The organism is Planococcus halotolerans, assembly GCF_003289955.1.
GTDB lineage: Bacteria > Bacillota > Bacilli > Bacillales_A > Planococcaceae > Planococcus > Planococcus halotolerans.
The window spans coordinates 809,521-826,459 of the sequence record NZ_QLZR01000002.1 but is presented as its reverse complement, the minus strand read 5'-3'; the positions used below and the strand labels follow the sequence as shown (position 1 = coordinate 826,459).

Below are 16,939 nucleotides of genomic sequence, written 5' to 3'. Positions count from 1 at the left end.
AGCAAAACTTTTTTACGGGATACCAGCAAGCAGCTAACATAGTCAAAGACTATATAAAACCTTTAGGAGGAATTACAAAATGAAAAAAATCATTTTATTGATTGCCATTATCGCTTTAACTGGAATTCTGGCGGCTTGCGGGTCGTCGGAAGCTTCAAAAGAAGACGCTTCAACAATCACAATAGGCTATTTCCCGAACCTTGATCACGTACCGGCAATGGTTGCCAAAGAAAAAGGGCTATATGAGAAAAACTTGCCGGAAGGCACTAAAGTCGATTATGTAACATTTGCTGACGGAGCGGATTTCATGACTGCTTTGAAAACAGGTGATATCGATGGAGGATTAGTGGGACCTGGTCCAGCGATGAATAATTACACGAATGGCGCTGACGTAACCATGATTGCAGGCGGGGCTTCCGGTGGAACTGTAGTGATGGCAAGAGACGGCAGCGGTATAGAGTCTGTCGAAGATATAGCGGGGAAAACATTCATCACCCCACGCGTAGGCTGCACGCACGATGTTCAGTTTGAAACGTTCATGAAAGAAGCGGGCATCACTTCCAACCGCATCGGTGGAGAAATGATTCACCAAACCGGCAAACCGGCTCAATATGAAGCTATGTTCGCCACTGGAAAAGTCGATGTTGCTGTAGCTCCTGAACCATGGGCAACCGTTCTGGAACAGAACACTGGCGCCAAAGTCATTATCGAAGCGGATGAAATATCATTCGGTACAACATTGCCGGCTTCAGTATTGGTCACTTCCGGCAAATTGATTGAAGAAAATAAGGAAATGGTCCAAGGTATTGTGGACGCGCATAAAGAGGCGACTGCCTTTATTTCTGAAAACCCTGAGGAAGCAAAAGAAATAGCAATCACTGCAATTGATGAAATCACTGGCCAAAAGCTGGACAAATCAGTGATTGATGGTGCTTGGGAAAACATGATATTCGATACTGCACTTGCTCCTGAAGAAATCCAGGCTTTCGGTGATTCTTCTTTCGACCTTAAATTCCTGAAAGAACAACCTGATTTCTCAACTCTTGCGGATACACAATTCTTAAATTAATAACATCAAAAGCCGACAAAATTGAAAATCTGCCGGCTTTTCTAATTTCAATCGCCCTGCTTGTGTCAGCCGCCATTCAACTTGTTCCCGACAATTAAAAACATAAAGAACATCCAATCCCGTGATAGTTGAATTCACGGGGTTGGATGTTCTTTTATTGGACAGTCAATTTATTCTGCTGATACCAGTTCTGCCTGCACAATATAACGGTCGGGGGCAGAACCGATAAAATCGAATGGGTGACAAGTGATCAGCGTGAGCGTTGGCTTGTCTTTATTGACTATAACGGTACGGTCATCCTCATCGGTGATCCATATTTTACGTATCTGGTAATCGTACGTTTTGTCTTCATAGTCAACGTAAAGGTGATCACCTTCTTGCAACTTGCCAAGCTGCCGGAATACCGTGTCGCGATGTCCCGCGAGTACTACATGGCCAGATTGGTCAGGCGTAACGGTCCACTCGCTGTCGTACATGCCGACACCTTGCTTTAAGGTGTCGATGCCAGTGCCCCAGTAAACTTCGTATTGCTGTCCGATAAGGGGGATGTTCAAGGTCCCGACTTTGTCACCGGTATTGTATTCTGGTACTGGGGCCGGGGCCTTTTTAGTATCCGTCACGTCCTTTTCAGCAATAGGCAATTCTTGCTGGTAAGCTGTTCTGTCCCAATCCTTGTATGGCTCCGGAACTTTTTCTGTGCTGTAAGTGGCAACTGCCTGTGTCTGTTGCCAGAAAGAGTAGCCATTCCAGGCAATCATGATGAATCCGGTCAGCAAAAGCAGAACTCCAAGTTTCTTCATCTGCATCCATCCTCAGTCATTAAGCAATGCGTTTTCTGCGGGAGATCAGCACGAGTGCTCCTGCTGCCATGAGTGCACCACCGAAAGCAATTGCATTCGGAAGGGAAGTCGCAGTGTCAGGCATCTCTCCGCCGTTGTCAGAAGAAGATACGATATCCATGCGATTGCCGAAAACCCATTTGCCGGCTTCATAGCTGTATGTGATAGTCAGTGTATATTCTCCTCTTAAAGCATTTTCACCATGCTGCGTCAGCTTGTACTCATCGTCGCTGATTTTTTCCAGCGTGTAATCTTCATCCATGTTCAAACGGATAGGCCCTTCTGTAGGAATCAGATATACATTACCGTCCCTTTCCTCAAAATAAGTATCCAAATAATGATCTGCCAATGGCCATACCATAATGCTCTTCATGTCTTCTTCTAAGCGGTCCAGGGAATCGTATTGCTCCACTTCGTAATTTTCCGCGGTGTCCATGTAAATCAAGTCATAAAACTGCTGTTCCAACTCTTTGACCGGTGGTTCGCCATGGTTTTCCGCAAATACAGGGATCTGCAGTCCAGTAAGTGTCACCAGGACCAGTACTGCCACAACTAATTTTTTCAACAAAATAAAACCTCCTTAAAAGTAGTTACATTACTTTTATCCCTTAGATTTGGTGTAATAAACATGAATTTGCAATTTTTTTAACTTATTTGTAGCTTAATTGTTATGGAATATAAAGGAAGTGCGTCATTTTACCTGCTGAAATCGCTGTGTGGCGGGGTGTGTGGGTGTTTACAGGCGGTAATTGGAAGAGGAAGTTGGGAGGGAAGTTGCGGCATAGAAAAGAACTAACCCGGTGTGTGCGAGGTTAGTTCTATCTTATTTTGGAAGTTTTAGCTGGTGGCTGGAGCATGGAAGTTTTTCGGAGGCGAGAAGTGATAAAAAACAGAAGGAATATGCCGGTTCAAAAACTGGATGCCTAAAAACTTATTTTCATTCTTAAGCTGGGAGAATTGGCGAACGTAGATATAATCTGCTGAACGTTGATATAAATTCCTGAGCGCGGATATAAATCGCTGAACGCGGATATCCGCTTTTATTCCAGCAATGGACTGAAAATAGCAGCTGAAAAAACAGATACTAGCTCATATCGGAACCACTGTTCTTCAAATGTTAAGATCAAGAGACATAAATGGATGCTTTTCGCAGGCGAAAAGCGAAAAAGAACAGAAAAAAATTTAAAAGAGAGAATGTGCGGTTAAAAAAGAAAGGCAAAACGCTTAATTTTATTTTTATGTGCTGAGAATTGGCGAACGCCGATATAAATCGCTGAACGCCCGAATATTTTCCTGAACGCCCGATTAAATCGCTGAACGCCCGAATATTTTCCTGAGCGCCCGATTAAATCGCTGAACGCCCGATTAATTTTCTAAATGCCGATATCTCCTGATATTTAGGCGTTAATAAGAGAAGAACTTTGTATAAAACTGAAATCAGCCTCTTTAAGGCGATCATTTCTTCAAATATGAAGTTCAAGAGACATAATGGATGCTTTTCGCAGGCGAAAAGCGATGAAAAACCGGGCGGCTGTTTCGAACCCAATTCAGTTTGTTCACAACAGTTTCATATAAAAGAAGCTGTCTCCAAAAAGCCCATAGGCTTTCGGAGACAGCTTTTCTTCTTTCAGCAAATTTGTTTCATTAGTTATGCGTTAGATTCTTCTTCCTCAGCAATTACTTGTTCCAATGCCTGGACGAATAGTTCAGTAGGCTGCGCACCAGTTAACGCATATTTTTTATTGATCAGATAAAACGGGACACCGTTTACCCCGATCTGCTGGCCTTCCTTCTCATCTGCGCGAACGGCATCCGCCATGTCATCGCTTGCAAGCATCTGGCTGACCGCTTCACGGTCCAAGCCGACTTCTGCTGCCAAGTCCGTCAAGGTTTCGTGATCCCCGATATGCTTGGATTCAGTGAAGTAGGCATGAAGAATCCGTTCGGTCATTTCTGTCATCAAGCCATGTTCTTTCGCAAACATAGTTAAGCGATGGGCGTCGAATGTGTTCGTCAAAATTAGCGTATCCATCTGGTAGTCCAATCCGACCTCATTCGCCATTTCCACCATGTTTTGCGTATTCGCTTTCGCTTGTTCAATACTCATGCCGTATTTACTGGCCAGCTTCTCGTACATATTTTCTTTTACTTCACGGTTCATTTTCGGATCCAGTTCGAAGCTTCTGTACGTCACTTCGATTGGATGGTCAATCTTCTGAATAGCGTCTTCCAGACGCCGTTTGCCGATATAGCAAAACGGTCAAGCAAAGTCAGTCCACATTTCAATCTTCATGGTCATATATATCCCTCCAATAATGTTGTTAATTAAAAGGATATAAGAAATGGGTGGGATTTACACGTGATTAGGGTTGGGGAGTATAAATATTGTGGGAGTGTATTACATAGATAGAGCCCTTGGGAACTCCTATTCGGATTTCCAAGGGCTTAAAGTGCATTATAAAGTTTAATTTTAAGTTACTTGATCCAGTCACTTTTTAGAGTTTTAGTGCTTACTGAAGAGGTGGTAGTCTCAGTTACTTCGCCTGGGGTTACGACTTCAGTATCTTCACTGCCAAGTAATACTTTTTCTCCGGCAACGGACGTTACATCAATGACACTTACTTCACTCAAATGTTTGCCATTGCTGCCGGGAGCGCCACGGTGTGTGGATGTGGTGGTAGTTGTTTCTGTAATAGTTACTAGCGTTTCATAAGAGTAATGAGTTGTAACAGTAGTTGTATCTTCCCATACTCTGGTTGTCGTCGGAATTGAAGTTGTAGTTTCAGTTACGATTTTGTACCAATCTTTTGACGGATGCTTTTCTTCATAGGACTTCACGGTTACCACTGGTTCACCGACAATAGTTTCACTAAAAGGTGTACTTGTGACGGATGTGATTTCTGAAAAAGTTTCTTCTATCGTATCGTATGAAACTTTTTCAGCTACATCGACAAGGGTAGTGATGCCTTTAGAAAAGTTTTCGCTTTGGCCAGGTGCTTCCGCCAGTCCAGCGCCTTTGCCGTTGTTTGCAAGTGCACTCGACGCAAAGCCCGTTGTCAGCATTAAAGATAACGCGATTACTGTAAATTTTTTGCCTTTGATCATTAATATCCCTCTTTTCACATGATTTTTTATCCAATAATAAAGACCATAGTAACGGGAGAATTGAAAAAGAACAGCATTACAGTGATGGGTAATTCTAATTACCAAGAGAATGAGTCATTTATAGGGTGGCCACCTCAAAAAAATAGGTCATATTCTCTAATATGATTGTAAAACAAGAAATCAGAAAAAGATATAATAATTTGAATAAAAAGAAAACTTATGCTTGCAAGCCTGTATCAGCCGAAGTTTTAGGGGATAAAGAATTACTGGATAGAAAAAACCGCCGAAAAAGTTCCAGCGGTTTAATCAGAATCATACAGGACTTTCTATTGAATTCTTCATTTTTATTTTCGACAACATTGTTTTATTGGTCATCCGTAGCTCCTTCATCTTTAGTAATAACTTGAGAGGGGATTAATCACATGATTTGGGTTGGCGTGATAATGAGTTTTCATAGATGCCAACATAATCGGCTGAATGCGGATATAAATTGCTGAACGCGGATATAAATCGCTGAACACGGATATAATTTTCTGAGCGCGGATATATTTTCCCGAACGCGGATATCCGCTTTAATTTCAACAATGGACTGAAAAAAGCAGCTGTGAAAACAGATAGCAGCCTATATCGGAATCACTATTCTCCAAATTTAAAGATCAAAAGACATAAATGGATGCTTTTCGCAGGCGAAAAGCGAAAAAGAATAAAGAAAATCAATAGAAGAAATTTGCCGGTTCAAGAAGTGGAAGCCTGAACGCTTTTTTTCAAACTTAAGCTGGGAGAATTGGCGAGCGCCGATATAAATCGCTGAACGCCCGATTAATTTCTTGAGCGCCTGATTAAATCGCTGAACGCCCGATTAATTTCCTGAACGCCCGATTAAATCGCTGAGCGCCGATATAATCTCCAAAGCGAAAAATTAGCCTCCGAAAAGCCAATATCCGCCACTAACAAGACACCAGAAATAGAAAAAACCGCCGGAAACGTTCCCGGCGGTCTAAAATATCATCAAATTGTCTTTTCTTCAGTATTCTTCACTCTGATTTTTTCTTCTTTATTCAATTGCTCGAGCAGTTTTTCTCCTTCGATGTCTAAGTCCGGGAGAATCTTGTCGAGCCATTTTGGCAGGTACCAGATTTTGTCGCCGAACATGGACATGACGGCCGGAACGAAAATCATGCGGATCAGGAAGGCATCCACGAGAATACCGAATGCCAGGGCGAAGCCGATTTGCTTGATCATGATGTCATCTGTGAAGATGAATCCGGAGAATACGGAGACCATGATCAGGGCTGCGGCGACGACGACTTTGCTGGCGGTTTTATAGCCGCTGACGATTGCGTTATTGCCTTTTTCACTGTGAATATAGGCTTCACGCATGGAAGAGACAAGGAATACTTGGTAATCCATAGCAAGACCATAGAGGATACCGGTTACCAGGATCGGGATGAAGCTTAGTAAAGGGCCGCCTGTATCAATGCCGAATATAGATCCGAGCCAGCCCCATTGGAATACGGCTGTTGTTGCACCGAATGTCGCCATGATGCTCAACAGGAAACCGGCAGTTGCTTTGATCGGAATGAGAATCGAGCGGAACACTACTAACAGGATCAGGAGTGACAGCACAACGATGATCGCAATATAAATCGGGAACACTTCAGACAATTTCTCTGAGATGTCGATATTGATTGCAGTCATTCCAGTCACGCCAATTTCAGCATTCGTGTTTTCAGTGGTTGCCGCGTCTGTGCGCAAAGTTTCAACCAATTCTTTCGTTGCTTCATCTGTCGGTCCGTTTTCCGGAATGATTGAGATGATGGCGATTGTTCCGTCTTCATTGAATCCACCTGGAGATACTTCAGCAATGCCGTCAAGTTGTGAGATGTTGGACAGCAGCTGGAAGTATTCCTGTGGATCGACAGCCGCCGCGTCTTGGTCTTTTGCGACGACCAGGAGCGGTCCGTTATAACCTTCGCCGAAACTGTCAGCGATGATGTCGTAACTTTGTCTCGTCGGTGTGTCTTCATTGGCGCTTTCACCGGATGGCATGCCGAGATTCATCTGGGCAACCGGAATCGCGAGCGTACCAAGAATTGCGATGACAAGCAGCACTGCGACCCACTTCATTTTCAATATACCTGTGATCCACCCTTGAGCAAAGCTCGCTTTGGAACCATTTTTCGCTGCTTCTTTATTTCTTGTCTTCACTGAAACAATTCGTTCACCAATCAATCCCAGCAAAGCAGGGAGGAAAGTTAACGCGACAAGTACATCGATGAACACGGTCAGTGCGGCGACGAGCGCCATGCTGCTCAGGAATGAAATGCCGATGACCAATAAACCGCTTAACGCGATGATGACGGTCAGGCCGGCAAAGAATACCGCGCTGCCTGCTGTGCCGATTGCACGGGCAGCCGCTTCTTTAGCGGACAGTTTCTGGTCGATGATCAGCTTGCGCTGTCTGTTGACTATGAAGAGGGCGTAGTCGATTCCGACTGCAAGACCGATCATCAGTCCGAGAACCGGTGTCAGGCTGTTGATTTCGAACATGCTCGATAAGGCGAATGTACCGCCGACACCTACACCGACTCCGATCAATGCCACCATAAGTGGTAAACCGGCTGCGATAAGTGAACCGAGCGTGACCACTAAGATGACTCCCGCGATTGCGAGTCCGACGATTTCATGCGTGCCGCCGATCGGAATGTCGACGCCTTGCAGCGTGCCTGTCGGAATGACAGTGATGGAAGAGCCGTCTTCAGCGATGGCTGCTGCATCAGCGAGTTCTTCGCGTTCGCCTTCACTCAGATCTTCCGCTGTTTTGGTAAGTTGAAACTGGAATAATGCGACGCTGCCGTCTTCCGAAATCTGGACGCCGGGAACCGGCATATCCTGGATAACTAACGGACGGTGAGCAATTTCAGTCGTCTGCAGCTGGCTCAGCATGCCCTGCATTTCCTGCATTTGGGCCATTGCTTCTGGATCCTGCATCATATCCATCGGATTCACGACGTGATCCAATTCATAAATCTCATTTATTGCCATTGCAAGAGCTTGCGCGTTTGCAGGATCGTCAATGGCTTCTCCTTCAGTTACTTTAAAAAGATAACTTCCCTGGCCACCGGAGGCTGCGGGATATTCTTCCGCCAACTCGTCGAGCACGTCCTGTGCGGCGGTTCCGTCAATTCTTGTTTCACTGCTTGTGCTCACGCCATTCGTTACGATGGCAGTGATGATGATTCCTAAAATGAGCAGCCATCCGGCAATGAATAGCCAGGGCTTGCTGTATGCTGTTTTTCCTATGCTGTAAAAAAATCTCGACACATGTGCAACTCCATTCTCTGGTTGGTTTAATTTATTCAGCTGAATCCTTTTCGTAAATGAGCAAAGACAGTATCCATATACTGATTGAACTCATTATTTTTTTCGGTCTGTTCTTCATCCTCCGGCAAATTCACGTCAAAGCTTTCGTCCAGAACCGGAAGAATCGCGCCGAACACAGCTCCAATCAAAATATGATAATACTCTTTCGGATAATCGCTGCCGTATTCTTCACTGATGTTGCGTCCTGCAAAATCCTGCATTTCCATTAACGCACCGGTGACATACAGCCTGAGAGTCGGATACTCCCAGGACAATGAAATAAGGTGATTCAGCCGCTTCAGTTTATTGATCGTGAAACTGCGGCGGATGAAAATTTCAATGGTACTCAACGGTGTATGGTCTTGAGGAGAAAATTCAAATTGTTCGCCCGACTCCAAATAATCATCCAGACTCAAGGAGTTCGCAATCGCTTCTTCCTTGCAGGAAAAATAATTGGCGAATGTCCGCCGCGAATAGCCGGCTTTTGTCACAATGTCTTCCACTACAAACCCATCGACACCGCGCTCAGCAGCAAGTTCGAAGGCAGCTTCAGCCAATGCCTTCCGCGTCGCTATTTTCTTTTTATCCCGCAAACTGTTTTCTGCCATTTCATCACCTCGTTTAAGATACGTTAAAGTTATATCACGAAACTGCACAAAGGGCAATTTTTCTCTTTGTGCAATTATTATTATTATTATGCTCAGTGGTGAGAGGGAGTTTTAGAGTCCAACCTCCTGCTTACAATAAGGAACCAATAAGTTTTGTTACAATAATAACTCTTTTATTACTATTTGGATAAAGTTTCCGAGTTTATTATTTAATAGGCTATAATAAATTTCGTAGAAGAAACTAAAAATATGCTGAAGGAGCCTATTATGACTAACAAAGCGAAAACACTATTCAAAAGGCTGAATTTTATTGCTGCAGCAGTATTGCTGTTCTTTATTTTTACGGCATCACCGTCATTGGCCGCTTCGTCGTTCTCGGATGTGTCGAAAAGTTATTGGGCGCACACCGAGATTACGGAATTGGCGGATAAAGGCATCATCAAAGGGCATACGGATGGCACTTTCAAGCCGCATGATGCGGTGACGCGCGCACAGAGCGCCATGATGATCGTGCGGGCTTTGGACATTCCGACTGCCAATCGGCCGGATCCGAACTTCAAAGATGTAACGCCTAAAACTCCGGGCTATGCCGAAATCGCGGCGTTAGTTGACTTAGGCGTGTTCACGAAAGATGTGAATTTCAATCCGACACAGCCTGCGACTCGAGCGCAAGTTGCCAAAATTCTTGTAGAAGCATTCGATCTGAAAGGATCGGGTTCAGGGATCAAGGCATTTACTGATGTGTCGGCGTCCCAGTGGTATTATTCTTATGTCGATACACTGGTCCATAACGGTATTACCGCCGGTACGACGAAGACGACATTCAGTCCCAATCAAAACGTCGACCGCGTCCAGATGGCGGTATTCATTTATCGGAATTTGAATGCAGAAGGTCCCACTTCACCGGGGATTCCAGCCGGAGAGACGGCTATGATGACCGAAGTATTGAACCTGGTCAACCAGGAACGGGCGAAAGTCGGTGTGCCTGCAGTTAAGCTGCATAAAGGTTTGCAGGATGCAGCATTGCTCAAATCGAAAGACATGGCTGACAATAATTATTTCAGCCACGAGTCGCCGACATACGGCAGCCCGTTTGATTTGCTTAAGTTAAGAGGTATTTCCTATACTGCGGCGGGTGAGAATATCGCTGCGGGACAGCGAAGCGCTGAAAGCGTTATGTCATCGTGGATGAACAGTCCAGGTCATAAAGCGAATATCTTGAACAAGGATTATACGCATTTGGGTGTTGGGATTTACAAAGGCGGCTCGTATGGGATATATCATACGCAGTTGTTTATACGGCAGTAGAAGGGAAGACCACTTCAGGGATGGGGTGGTTTTTCTTTATTGTCGTAAATGATTCTGTATCTGCAGGAGGCTGTTCCAATCGGTAAATCTGCTTTAAAATAAAGAAAGGAGGCGAACGCGATGACTAAGAAAATGTTTGCAAGCGATAATAATTCAGGGATCCACCCCGCCATTATGGAAGCAATTGCACAGGCGAATGACGGGCATGTTCCTGCCTACGGAAGTGATCTTTACACGGCTGCGGCCATCAAAAAGTTCAAGGAGCACTTTGGAGAAGAGAGCGAAGTCGAATTTGTTTTTAACGGAACCGGCGCGAATGTAACGGGACTGAAAGCGATGGTTCGTTCACATCAGGCCATCATCTGTACGGACGGCGCGCATATCAACTCCGATGAAGGCGGCGCAGCGGAAGGATTCATCGGCGGTAAATTGCTGGCTGTCCCTTCAGCGGATGGCAAACTGACCGTCCAAGGGATCGAGCGGCATTTGCACAATATCGGCAACCAGCAGCGAAGCCAGCCGAAAGCCGTTTCCATTTCACAATGTACGGAACTTGGAACTGTTTATACGATTGAGGAAATTAAAGAAATCACTTCTTATGCGCATGCAAATGGATTTTATGTACATATGGATGGTGCGAGGCTAAGTAATGCGGCAGCGCATCTGGGTTGCAGTCTGGCCGAAATGACCGTGGATGCCGGCATCGATATGCTGGCGTTCGGCGGAACTAAAAATGGCTTGATGATTGGCGAAGCGGTCGTTTGCTTCAATAAAGAATTGGCGTCTGAGCTAAAATACATCCGAAAACAAGGGATGCAGCTGGGCTCTAAAATGCGTTTTCTCGCTGCTCAATTTGAGCGGCTATTGACAGATGGCCTGTGGCTGGATAATGCACGACACGCCAACAAAATGGCTGGGTTGCTTGCAGAAGGTTTGATGAAATTCGAGGGGATTTCACTGACTCAGCCCGTCGAGTCGAACGCTGTCTTCGCATCAATGCCTAAAGCACAGATCGAACAGCTTCAAGAAAAACATTCATTTGCAGTATGGAACGAAGCAAAGAATGAGATTCGGCTGGTCACTTCTTTCGATACTTCAATGGAAGATGTGGAAAGCTTTCTTGGGGATGTTCGGAAGAGCTTTTCTTAAATATGAACCTGAAAGAGTGCATGAAGAATCCCGTGAAAGGGAGTCTTCATGCATTTTTTAAGTAAGAGGAATGGAATGCCGGATGTTTATACCCGGGCAAGAAGGGAATAAATATGATAGAAATAGCTGATGCTAGTTCAAGTTTAAATATGAATTTCAATTTTGGAGGTAATAAAATGAGTAAAACAATTCAAGCAAAAGTTATGGAAGAACAACAGGTTATTCTCTGCAAGAGCCAGGAAGAGTTTGCAAAGGCTTTGAGAGAAGGCACAGCAACAGCTGAGGAAAATGGATTTATGGAAGAAACGGATGAAAAGTAATAACGAAGCGAAGCAACTCCTATAGGGAGTGCTTTTTTATTTTCGCGGCAATTTCTAGCCTTGAAGTATTGAAGCAGCAGACGCCTTTTACCGATACAGCAAAACCGACAAGCAAAGTCTTTCCGTATTTTAACCTTCATTTCTATTCCCCCTCATTTTGAATTTAATTTAAAGTGAAACAGAATTCTATCCTTCCAGTTCAGGAAATTGATATGATGATTGGAGTAAAAAGAGGCGATGAGGTGGAGACGATGAAGAAAATACATAGCGATATTGTGCAGTTCCGGGGCAGCCATTACGATTTGGGATATTTGCATGGACAATACTTAAAGGATTCGATCACTCTTGAGAACAGAAGAAAGCAGTGGACGGCGAAGCGGCCGCGATTTGAAATTGATGTGAATGAAACGATGAATGCTTTTCGGCAGTTTGCGCCAGGCGTCTGGGATGAGTTGATGGGTATGCAGGAGAGTCTGGAGCTGCCGATGGAAGAGGTGCTGCGCGATTACGGCGGCTACCGGATTGATGCTTTGCCATCGGGATGTTCGATTGTGGTCGGTGATGATTTTCTGGTGCGCAATTACGATTTTCATCCGCAGACTTATGAGGGGCGCTATGTTTTATTTCAGCCGACGGACGGTCATGGCTATGCGACAATCGGACCGGCTCAGCGGATTACCGGCAGAATGGACGGGATGAACGAGAAAGGGCTGGCGATGGGCTATAATTTCACGCATCGCAAAAAGCCGGGGGACGGATTTGTCTGTTATACCATCGGCCGGATCATTTTGGAGACGTGCGCTGATGTGGATGAAGCGGTGGCGTTGTTGAAGGAAATTCCGCATCGCGGTTCGTTCAGTTATGTAATGAAGGACCGGTCTGGAAAGAGTGCCATTGTCGAGGCGAGTCCGCGGGCTATTGATGTGCGGTCGGCGAATGTCTGCACGAATCATTTTGAGATTCAGCAGGCGGAGAATCGTAATTATTTGAAGGATTCTTATGAGCGGCTGGAGGCGATGACTGGTCGGCCTGAGGAGACGGCGGATGTGGAGAGAGCTTTTCGTTTGTTGAATGATAGCGATGGTGGTGTTTTTGCCAAGCAGTATAAGAGCTGGGCGGGAACGATCCATACGTCTGCTTATGTGCCGGAGAAGGGACAGGCTTGGTTTGCGCTGGGTGGAGATAAGGAGCCGGTGGTGTTTGATTTTGATAGTTGGCTGCAGGGTGAGGATCTACATGTGGAGAAAGTTTACGGGGAAGTGGATACGGATATTGGATTTGGGCATCTGGATCGGCTATATGGGAAGGTTGTGTCGAGGGGATAGCTTTGTATTTGTGCAAGGTTATAGGTTGAGGAGGTTTGACTGAAGGTTTTAGCGGCCGTCGGCACGACGGGCCATGTTTTTTGCAGCTGGATTTTGGTTTGGTTTTTTGCGAAGTGTAAATGTGCTGGGGGAATGGCGAACGCCGGAATAATCTTCTGAGCGCCTGAATAATTTTCTGAGCGCCTGAATAATTTTCTGAACGCCTGAATAATTTCCTGAACGCCCGATTAATCTTCTGAACGCCCGAATAATTTCTAATCGAAGATATCTGCTGGATTATAGCCAGGAAAATAAGGAAAAACAGCTGAAAAACTGATACAAACTAGGGTGGGAATGAGTATTACTTCAAATAGTAAGATCAAAACCTCATAATGCCTGCTTTTCGCCAGCGAAAAGCGAAAAAGAAAAGGAAAGACCAGTGAAAGAAAACAGGCATGTGAAACGAATTTTAAAATTGGTCAGAAACATTGAGAAAGTGGTTGGAGCGGGTTAAGTAGTGAAATGTGCTGCTTTTTTATGGGACTATCAAGTAAATTTTTATTACAAAAAATAGCCGTCTGCGGAAATTCTTCATTTCCGCAGACGGCTATTTCGTTTAAATGAAATTTTATTATGCTTTATATCCGTCATCATACTTTTGTGCGAAATCTTGATCTGACAGTACTAAGTAACGGATGCCCTCAATTATTCCCAGGATTGCTGGTATGTATGTCCAAAAGAAAACCAAGTAAACAATTCCTTGAATCCACTTGCCAAAATAGAATTTGTGGGCTCCAAAAGCACCAAGTAAAATCGCCAGTAATCCTGCAGCTACTTTACTTTTTGTAAATTGAGGAGCCCAAGCTGCCTCTCCACCTACACTAGACGATGCACTGGCAGCGCCTCCGCCGCCTCCTGCATTCATGAATACCATAGGTTGCTGTGCTTTGCTGCTGTCTTCTAATTTGTCCATTTTTCTTTTGTTTTCTTCAAACATTTCATCGACGCATTTTTTGCATGTGTTTTTGCCTTTTAACTCGGTGTTGCAATTTGCACAGATAAATTTTCCGCAAGATACACAAGTGCCAACAGATGATGCCTCTTCATGTACATAACAAGTACTCATTATATTCATCTCCTAAGTTATATAAAATATTTATTTTATGACTGCATTACAATAAAGCTGAAAAACAGTATATAAGTCTCGCATCTAATTACTTAATATTATATCCGTCGAACTAGTCTTTGTATATAAAAAAATATAAAAATATTCCATTTTATATTAACTATACTTTTCTGGCTCTCTTATTTTAAATTTATGATAATAAAAGCTTTTCGTGCGCAATGCAAAAAGAAAAGAAAAAAGGCCCGTCATTTAGCGACGGACCTTTACTGTATGGCTATTTAATTTCCTTTACCCTTCCCTTTACCCTTTCCATTATCTTTCCCTTTCTTCAGATCAATTCCGATGGCTGCTCCGTTTCGGCTGGAGTCAGCGACACCTTTGAATTCACCGGTTTCTGGATCGATTTGGATGCTCTGGACATTTCCGATGACTGTTGGGGAAGCACCGAATGAATGTCCCATGCTGTTTAATTGTTCTAAAACATCGGCTGAAATGCCGGTTTCGTAACGGTAGGAATTGATGTTATTTGTGTAAATGCGCGGTTCTTCCACCGCGGCTTTTAATTCCATATCGTATTCGATTGCATGGAGGATCGTCTGCAGCACGGATGTGATAATGGTCGGTCCGCCTGGAGATCCGACGGTTAACACCGGTTCATCTCCATCAAAGACAATCGTTGGCGTCATTGAACTGAGTGGCCGTTTATATGGCTGCACTTCATTGGCACCGCCTGGCACTGCGTCAAAATCGGTCAACTCGTTATTGAGCATAAAGCCGTATTCGGGAACCATGATGCCTGTGCCGAACACTTGCTCAATCGTTGTTGTGTAGGAAACGACGTTGCCCCAGCGGTCAGCTACCGTAAAGTGGGTAGTTTCGCCGTACTGGTTTTGGTCCGGCTGCTCGGTTGCTCCATAATTAGGCGTGCCATTTTCGTATTGCCACGGGTCACCGGCTGTCGGGTTTTCATTGACTGAATTTAGGTCAATCAAAGCGCGGCGTTCCGCAATATAGTCGGGATGCAATAAACCGTTGAGCGGCACGTCGACAAAATCAGGATCGCCGGCGTAAGCGGCACGGTCCGCGTAAGCGAGGTGCATAGTTTCAGCTAATAAATGATATTTCTCCCATGATCTAACGTCATATTGGGAAAGGTCGAAGCCGTCCAAAATACCAAGCATTTGCAGCAGGAAGACGCCGCCTGAACTTGGAGGGGGCATTGAAGCGATATCATAGCCTTGGAATTCGCCCCAGATCGGTTCATCAATTGACAGTTCGTAATCAGACAAGTCGTCTGCAGTCATGGAACCGCCGAAGTCCTGTACAGTTTCAGCCAAAGCGTCAGCGATTTCGCCTTCATAGAAAGCATCAGCCCCGTGGGAGCGGATGAGTTTCAGGGTTTTTGCCAAGTCTTTTTGAACAAGCCAGTCGCCTTCATCCAGCGGCTGCCCATCTGGCAGGAATACTTCTGCAGCAGCACTGCGGCTGAGCTTGCCTGAGTTGCTTTCAATTGCATCGGCAAGTACCGAGTCGATAGGGAATCCTTTATGCGCGAGTTTGATGGCTGGGTTGATTAATTGCTGAAAAGGTTTCGTACCCCAGCGTTCATGTGCTTCTTCAAGTCCTTTGACTGTTCCGGGCACACCGACGGCCGTTCCGCCGGTAGAGCGTTCACCGAAAGGAATCGGATTTCCATTTTCGTCAAGGAACATGTCAGGAGTTGCGCCAGCCGGAGCGCGTTCGCGGCTGTTGACGATTTGGGTTTCGCCAGTTTCAGCGTCATATACCATCATGAATCCACCGCCCCCGATTCCGGACATCATCGGTTCGGTGACCGTTAACGCAAACTGGATGGCAATCGCGGCATCCATCGCATTGCCGCCTTTCTCCAGAACTTCAGCGCCAATTTCAGAAGCCAGCGGGTGGGCGGTTGCTACCATCCCATCTTGTGCAATAGCGACTTCATCGTAGCTGTCGTAATCGATAGCTTTGTTTTTTGCGAGTCCTGTTGGTGTAAACATTCCAATGACTAAAACGGCAATGAGCAACAAGAAACCGGTTGATCTGAGAAAAGTCTTCATTGATTTCCTCCTTTAAATTTAGGTTCTTCTTTAAAAATAAGTAAAAATTAGGAATTAAGCAATAATAAAACTAAGTATTCTGAAAGATGAATAGTTAAGACTAGCAGACATGTAAAATATTGGGCTTAAAGAATCAAGTTGCTGTCTGTACTAAAAATATATCTTTTGTAGATTATGCTGTTTGAATTCCACCGATGATTAATAGCGGTTTTTATATTAAGAGGTGTAATTACTTGAATAAGGTAGAAACAATCATCTTTCTTGTTTGCTGTATTGAGTGAGTTTAAGAAGCGAGGTGAGTTTAACGTCTGTTATGGCGAACGTTGATATAATCTCCTGAGCGTTGATATAAATCGCTGAACGGAGATATAATTTCCTGAGCGTAGATATCCGCCAATTCACAGGCAAGAGGAAGAGAAAAGCAGCTGGAAAAGCCAATATCATCCCACTCTTCTGCAACTAACAAAATCAAAACCATATAATGATGCTTTTCGCAGGCGAAAAGCGAAAAAGAACGAAAGAAATCAATGGGAATCGGCGAACGCGGATGTTTGCTTCCACCCCGAAATTTGACTATGAAAAAGCTCCAAGAAAAATGATATTAACCTAATAGAGATCTAAATACTAAAAAGTTAAGATCAAAACCTTATAATGATGCTTTTCGCAA

At 44.5% G+C, this 16,939-nt stretch carries 13 protein-coding genes; 5 read left to right on the top strand and 8 right to left on the bottom strand.

Features of this window, described 5'->3' with window-relative positions; all coding sequences use genetic code 11:
- Positions 1-79: 79 nt before the first annotated feature.
- Complete coding sequence (locus tag DP120_RS08690; protein ID WP_112223231.1) at positions 80-1,069, top strand: ABC transporter substrate-binding protein; 990 nt, start codon at positions 80-82, stop codon at positions 1,067-1,069.
- Between the two features lie 170 nt (positions 1,070-1,239).
- On the opposite strand, the gene DP120_RS08685 is transcribed toward DP120_RS08690, so the two are convergent.
- From DP120_RS08685 to DP120_RS08655, 6 genes are all read right to left on the bottom strand, one after another.
- On the bottom strand, positions 1,240-1,869 hold the full coding sequence (locus DP120_RS08685) for a class D sortase (RefSeq protein ID WP_165843750.1): 630 nt from the start codon (positions 1,867-1,869) through the stop codon (positions 1,240-1,242).
- Positions 1,870-1,888: 19 nt separating this feature from the next.
- Positions 1,889-2,476 (bottom strand): LPXTG cell wall anchor domain-containing protein, encoded by a 588-nt coding sequence (locus DP120_RS08680; protein ID WP_112223229.1) that lies wholly within the window; start codon positions 2,474-2,476, stop codon positions 1,889-1,891.
- Positions 2,477-3,556: 1,080 nt separating this feature from the next.
- Positions 3,557-4,156, bottom strand: coding sequence for a DsbA family oxidoreductase (locus DP120_RS08675; protein WP_112223228.1), 600 nt, complete (start codon positions 4,154-4,156; stop codon positions 3,557-3,559).
- A 227-nt stretch (positions 4,157-4,383) separates the two neighbouring features.
- On the bottom strand, positions 4,384-5,013 hold the full coding sequence (locus DP120_RS08670) for a hypothetical protein (protein ID WP_112223227.1): 630 nt from the start codon (positions 5,011-5,013) through the stop codon (positions 4,384-4,386).
- 1,008 nt (positions 5,014-6,021) lie between these two features.
- Entirely contained in the window at positions 6,022-8,337 is a 2,316-nt protein-coding gene (locus DP120_RS08660) for an MMPL family transporter (protein ID WP_112223225.1), read from the bottom strand.
- Positions 8,338-8,372: 35 nt separating this feature from the next.
- On the bottom strand, positions 8,373-8,984 hold the full coding sequence (locus DP120_RS08655) for a TetR/AcrR family transcriptional regulator (RefSeq protein WP_112223224.1): 612 nt from the start codon (positions 8,982-8,984) through the stop codon (positions 8,373-8,375).
- Positions 8,985-9,251: 267 nt separating this feature from the next.
- Here DP120_RS08655 and DP120_RS08650 point away from each other — a divergent pair, with 267 nt between their 5' ends.
- The 4 genes from DP120_RS08650 (at position 9,252) to DP120_RS08640 (ending at position 13,086) form a co-directional block, all read left to right on the top strand.
- Complete coding sequence (locus DP120_RS08650; RefSeq protein ID WP_165843749.1) at positions 9,252-10,292, top strand: S-layer homology domain-containing protein; 1,041 nt, start codon at positions 9,252-9,254, stop codon at positions 10,290-10,292.
- 120 nt (positions 10,293-10,412) lie between these two features.
- On the top strand, positions 10,413-11,441 hold the full coding sequence (locus DP120_RS08645) for a threonine aldolase family protein (protein ID WP_112223222.1): 1,029 nt from the start codon (positions 10,413-10,415) through the stop codon (positions 11,439-11,441).
- Positions 11,442-11,554: 113 nt separating this feature from the next.
- Positions 11,555-11,761 carry a hypothetical protein gene (locus DP120_RS18260; protein ID WP_133257380.1) on the top strand — a complete coding sequence of 69 codons (207 nt, stop codon included), beginning with the start codon at positions 11,555-11,557 and terminating at the stop codon, positions 11,759-11,761.
- A gap of 251 nt (positions 11,762-12,012) precedes the next feature.
- Positions 12,013-13,086, top strand: coding sequence for a C45 family autoproteolytic acyltransferase/hydrolase (locus DP120_RS08640; RefSeq protein ID WP_112223297.1), 1,074 nt, complete (start codon positions 12,013-12,015; stop codon positions 13,084-13,086).
- Positions 13,087-13,696: 610 nt separating this feature from the next.
- Here DP120_RS08640 and DP120_RS18825 read toward each other — a convergent pair.
- The gene (locus tag DP120_RS18825) at positions 13,697-14,191 is read right to left on the bottom strand and encodes a TM2 domain-containing protein (RefSeq protein ID WP_420812429.1); all 495 of its coding nucleotides are present in this window, start codon (positions 14,189-14,191) and stop codon (positions 13,697-13,699) included.
- Between the two features lie 278 nt (positions 14,192-14,469).
- Positions 14,470-16,272, bottom strand: a complete 1,803-nt coding sequence (gene ggt, locus DP120_RS08630) for a gamma-glutamyltransferase (RefSeq protein WP_112223221.1) — start codon at positions 16,270-16,272, stop codon at positions 14,470-14,472.
- Positions 16,273-16,939 lie beyond the last annotated feature (667 nt).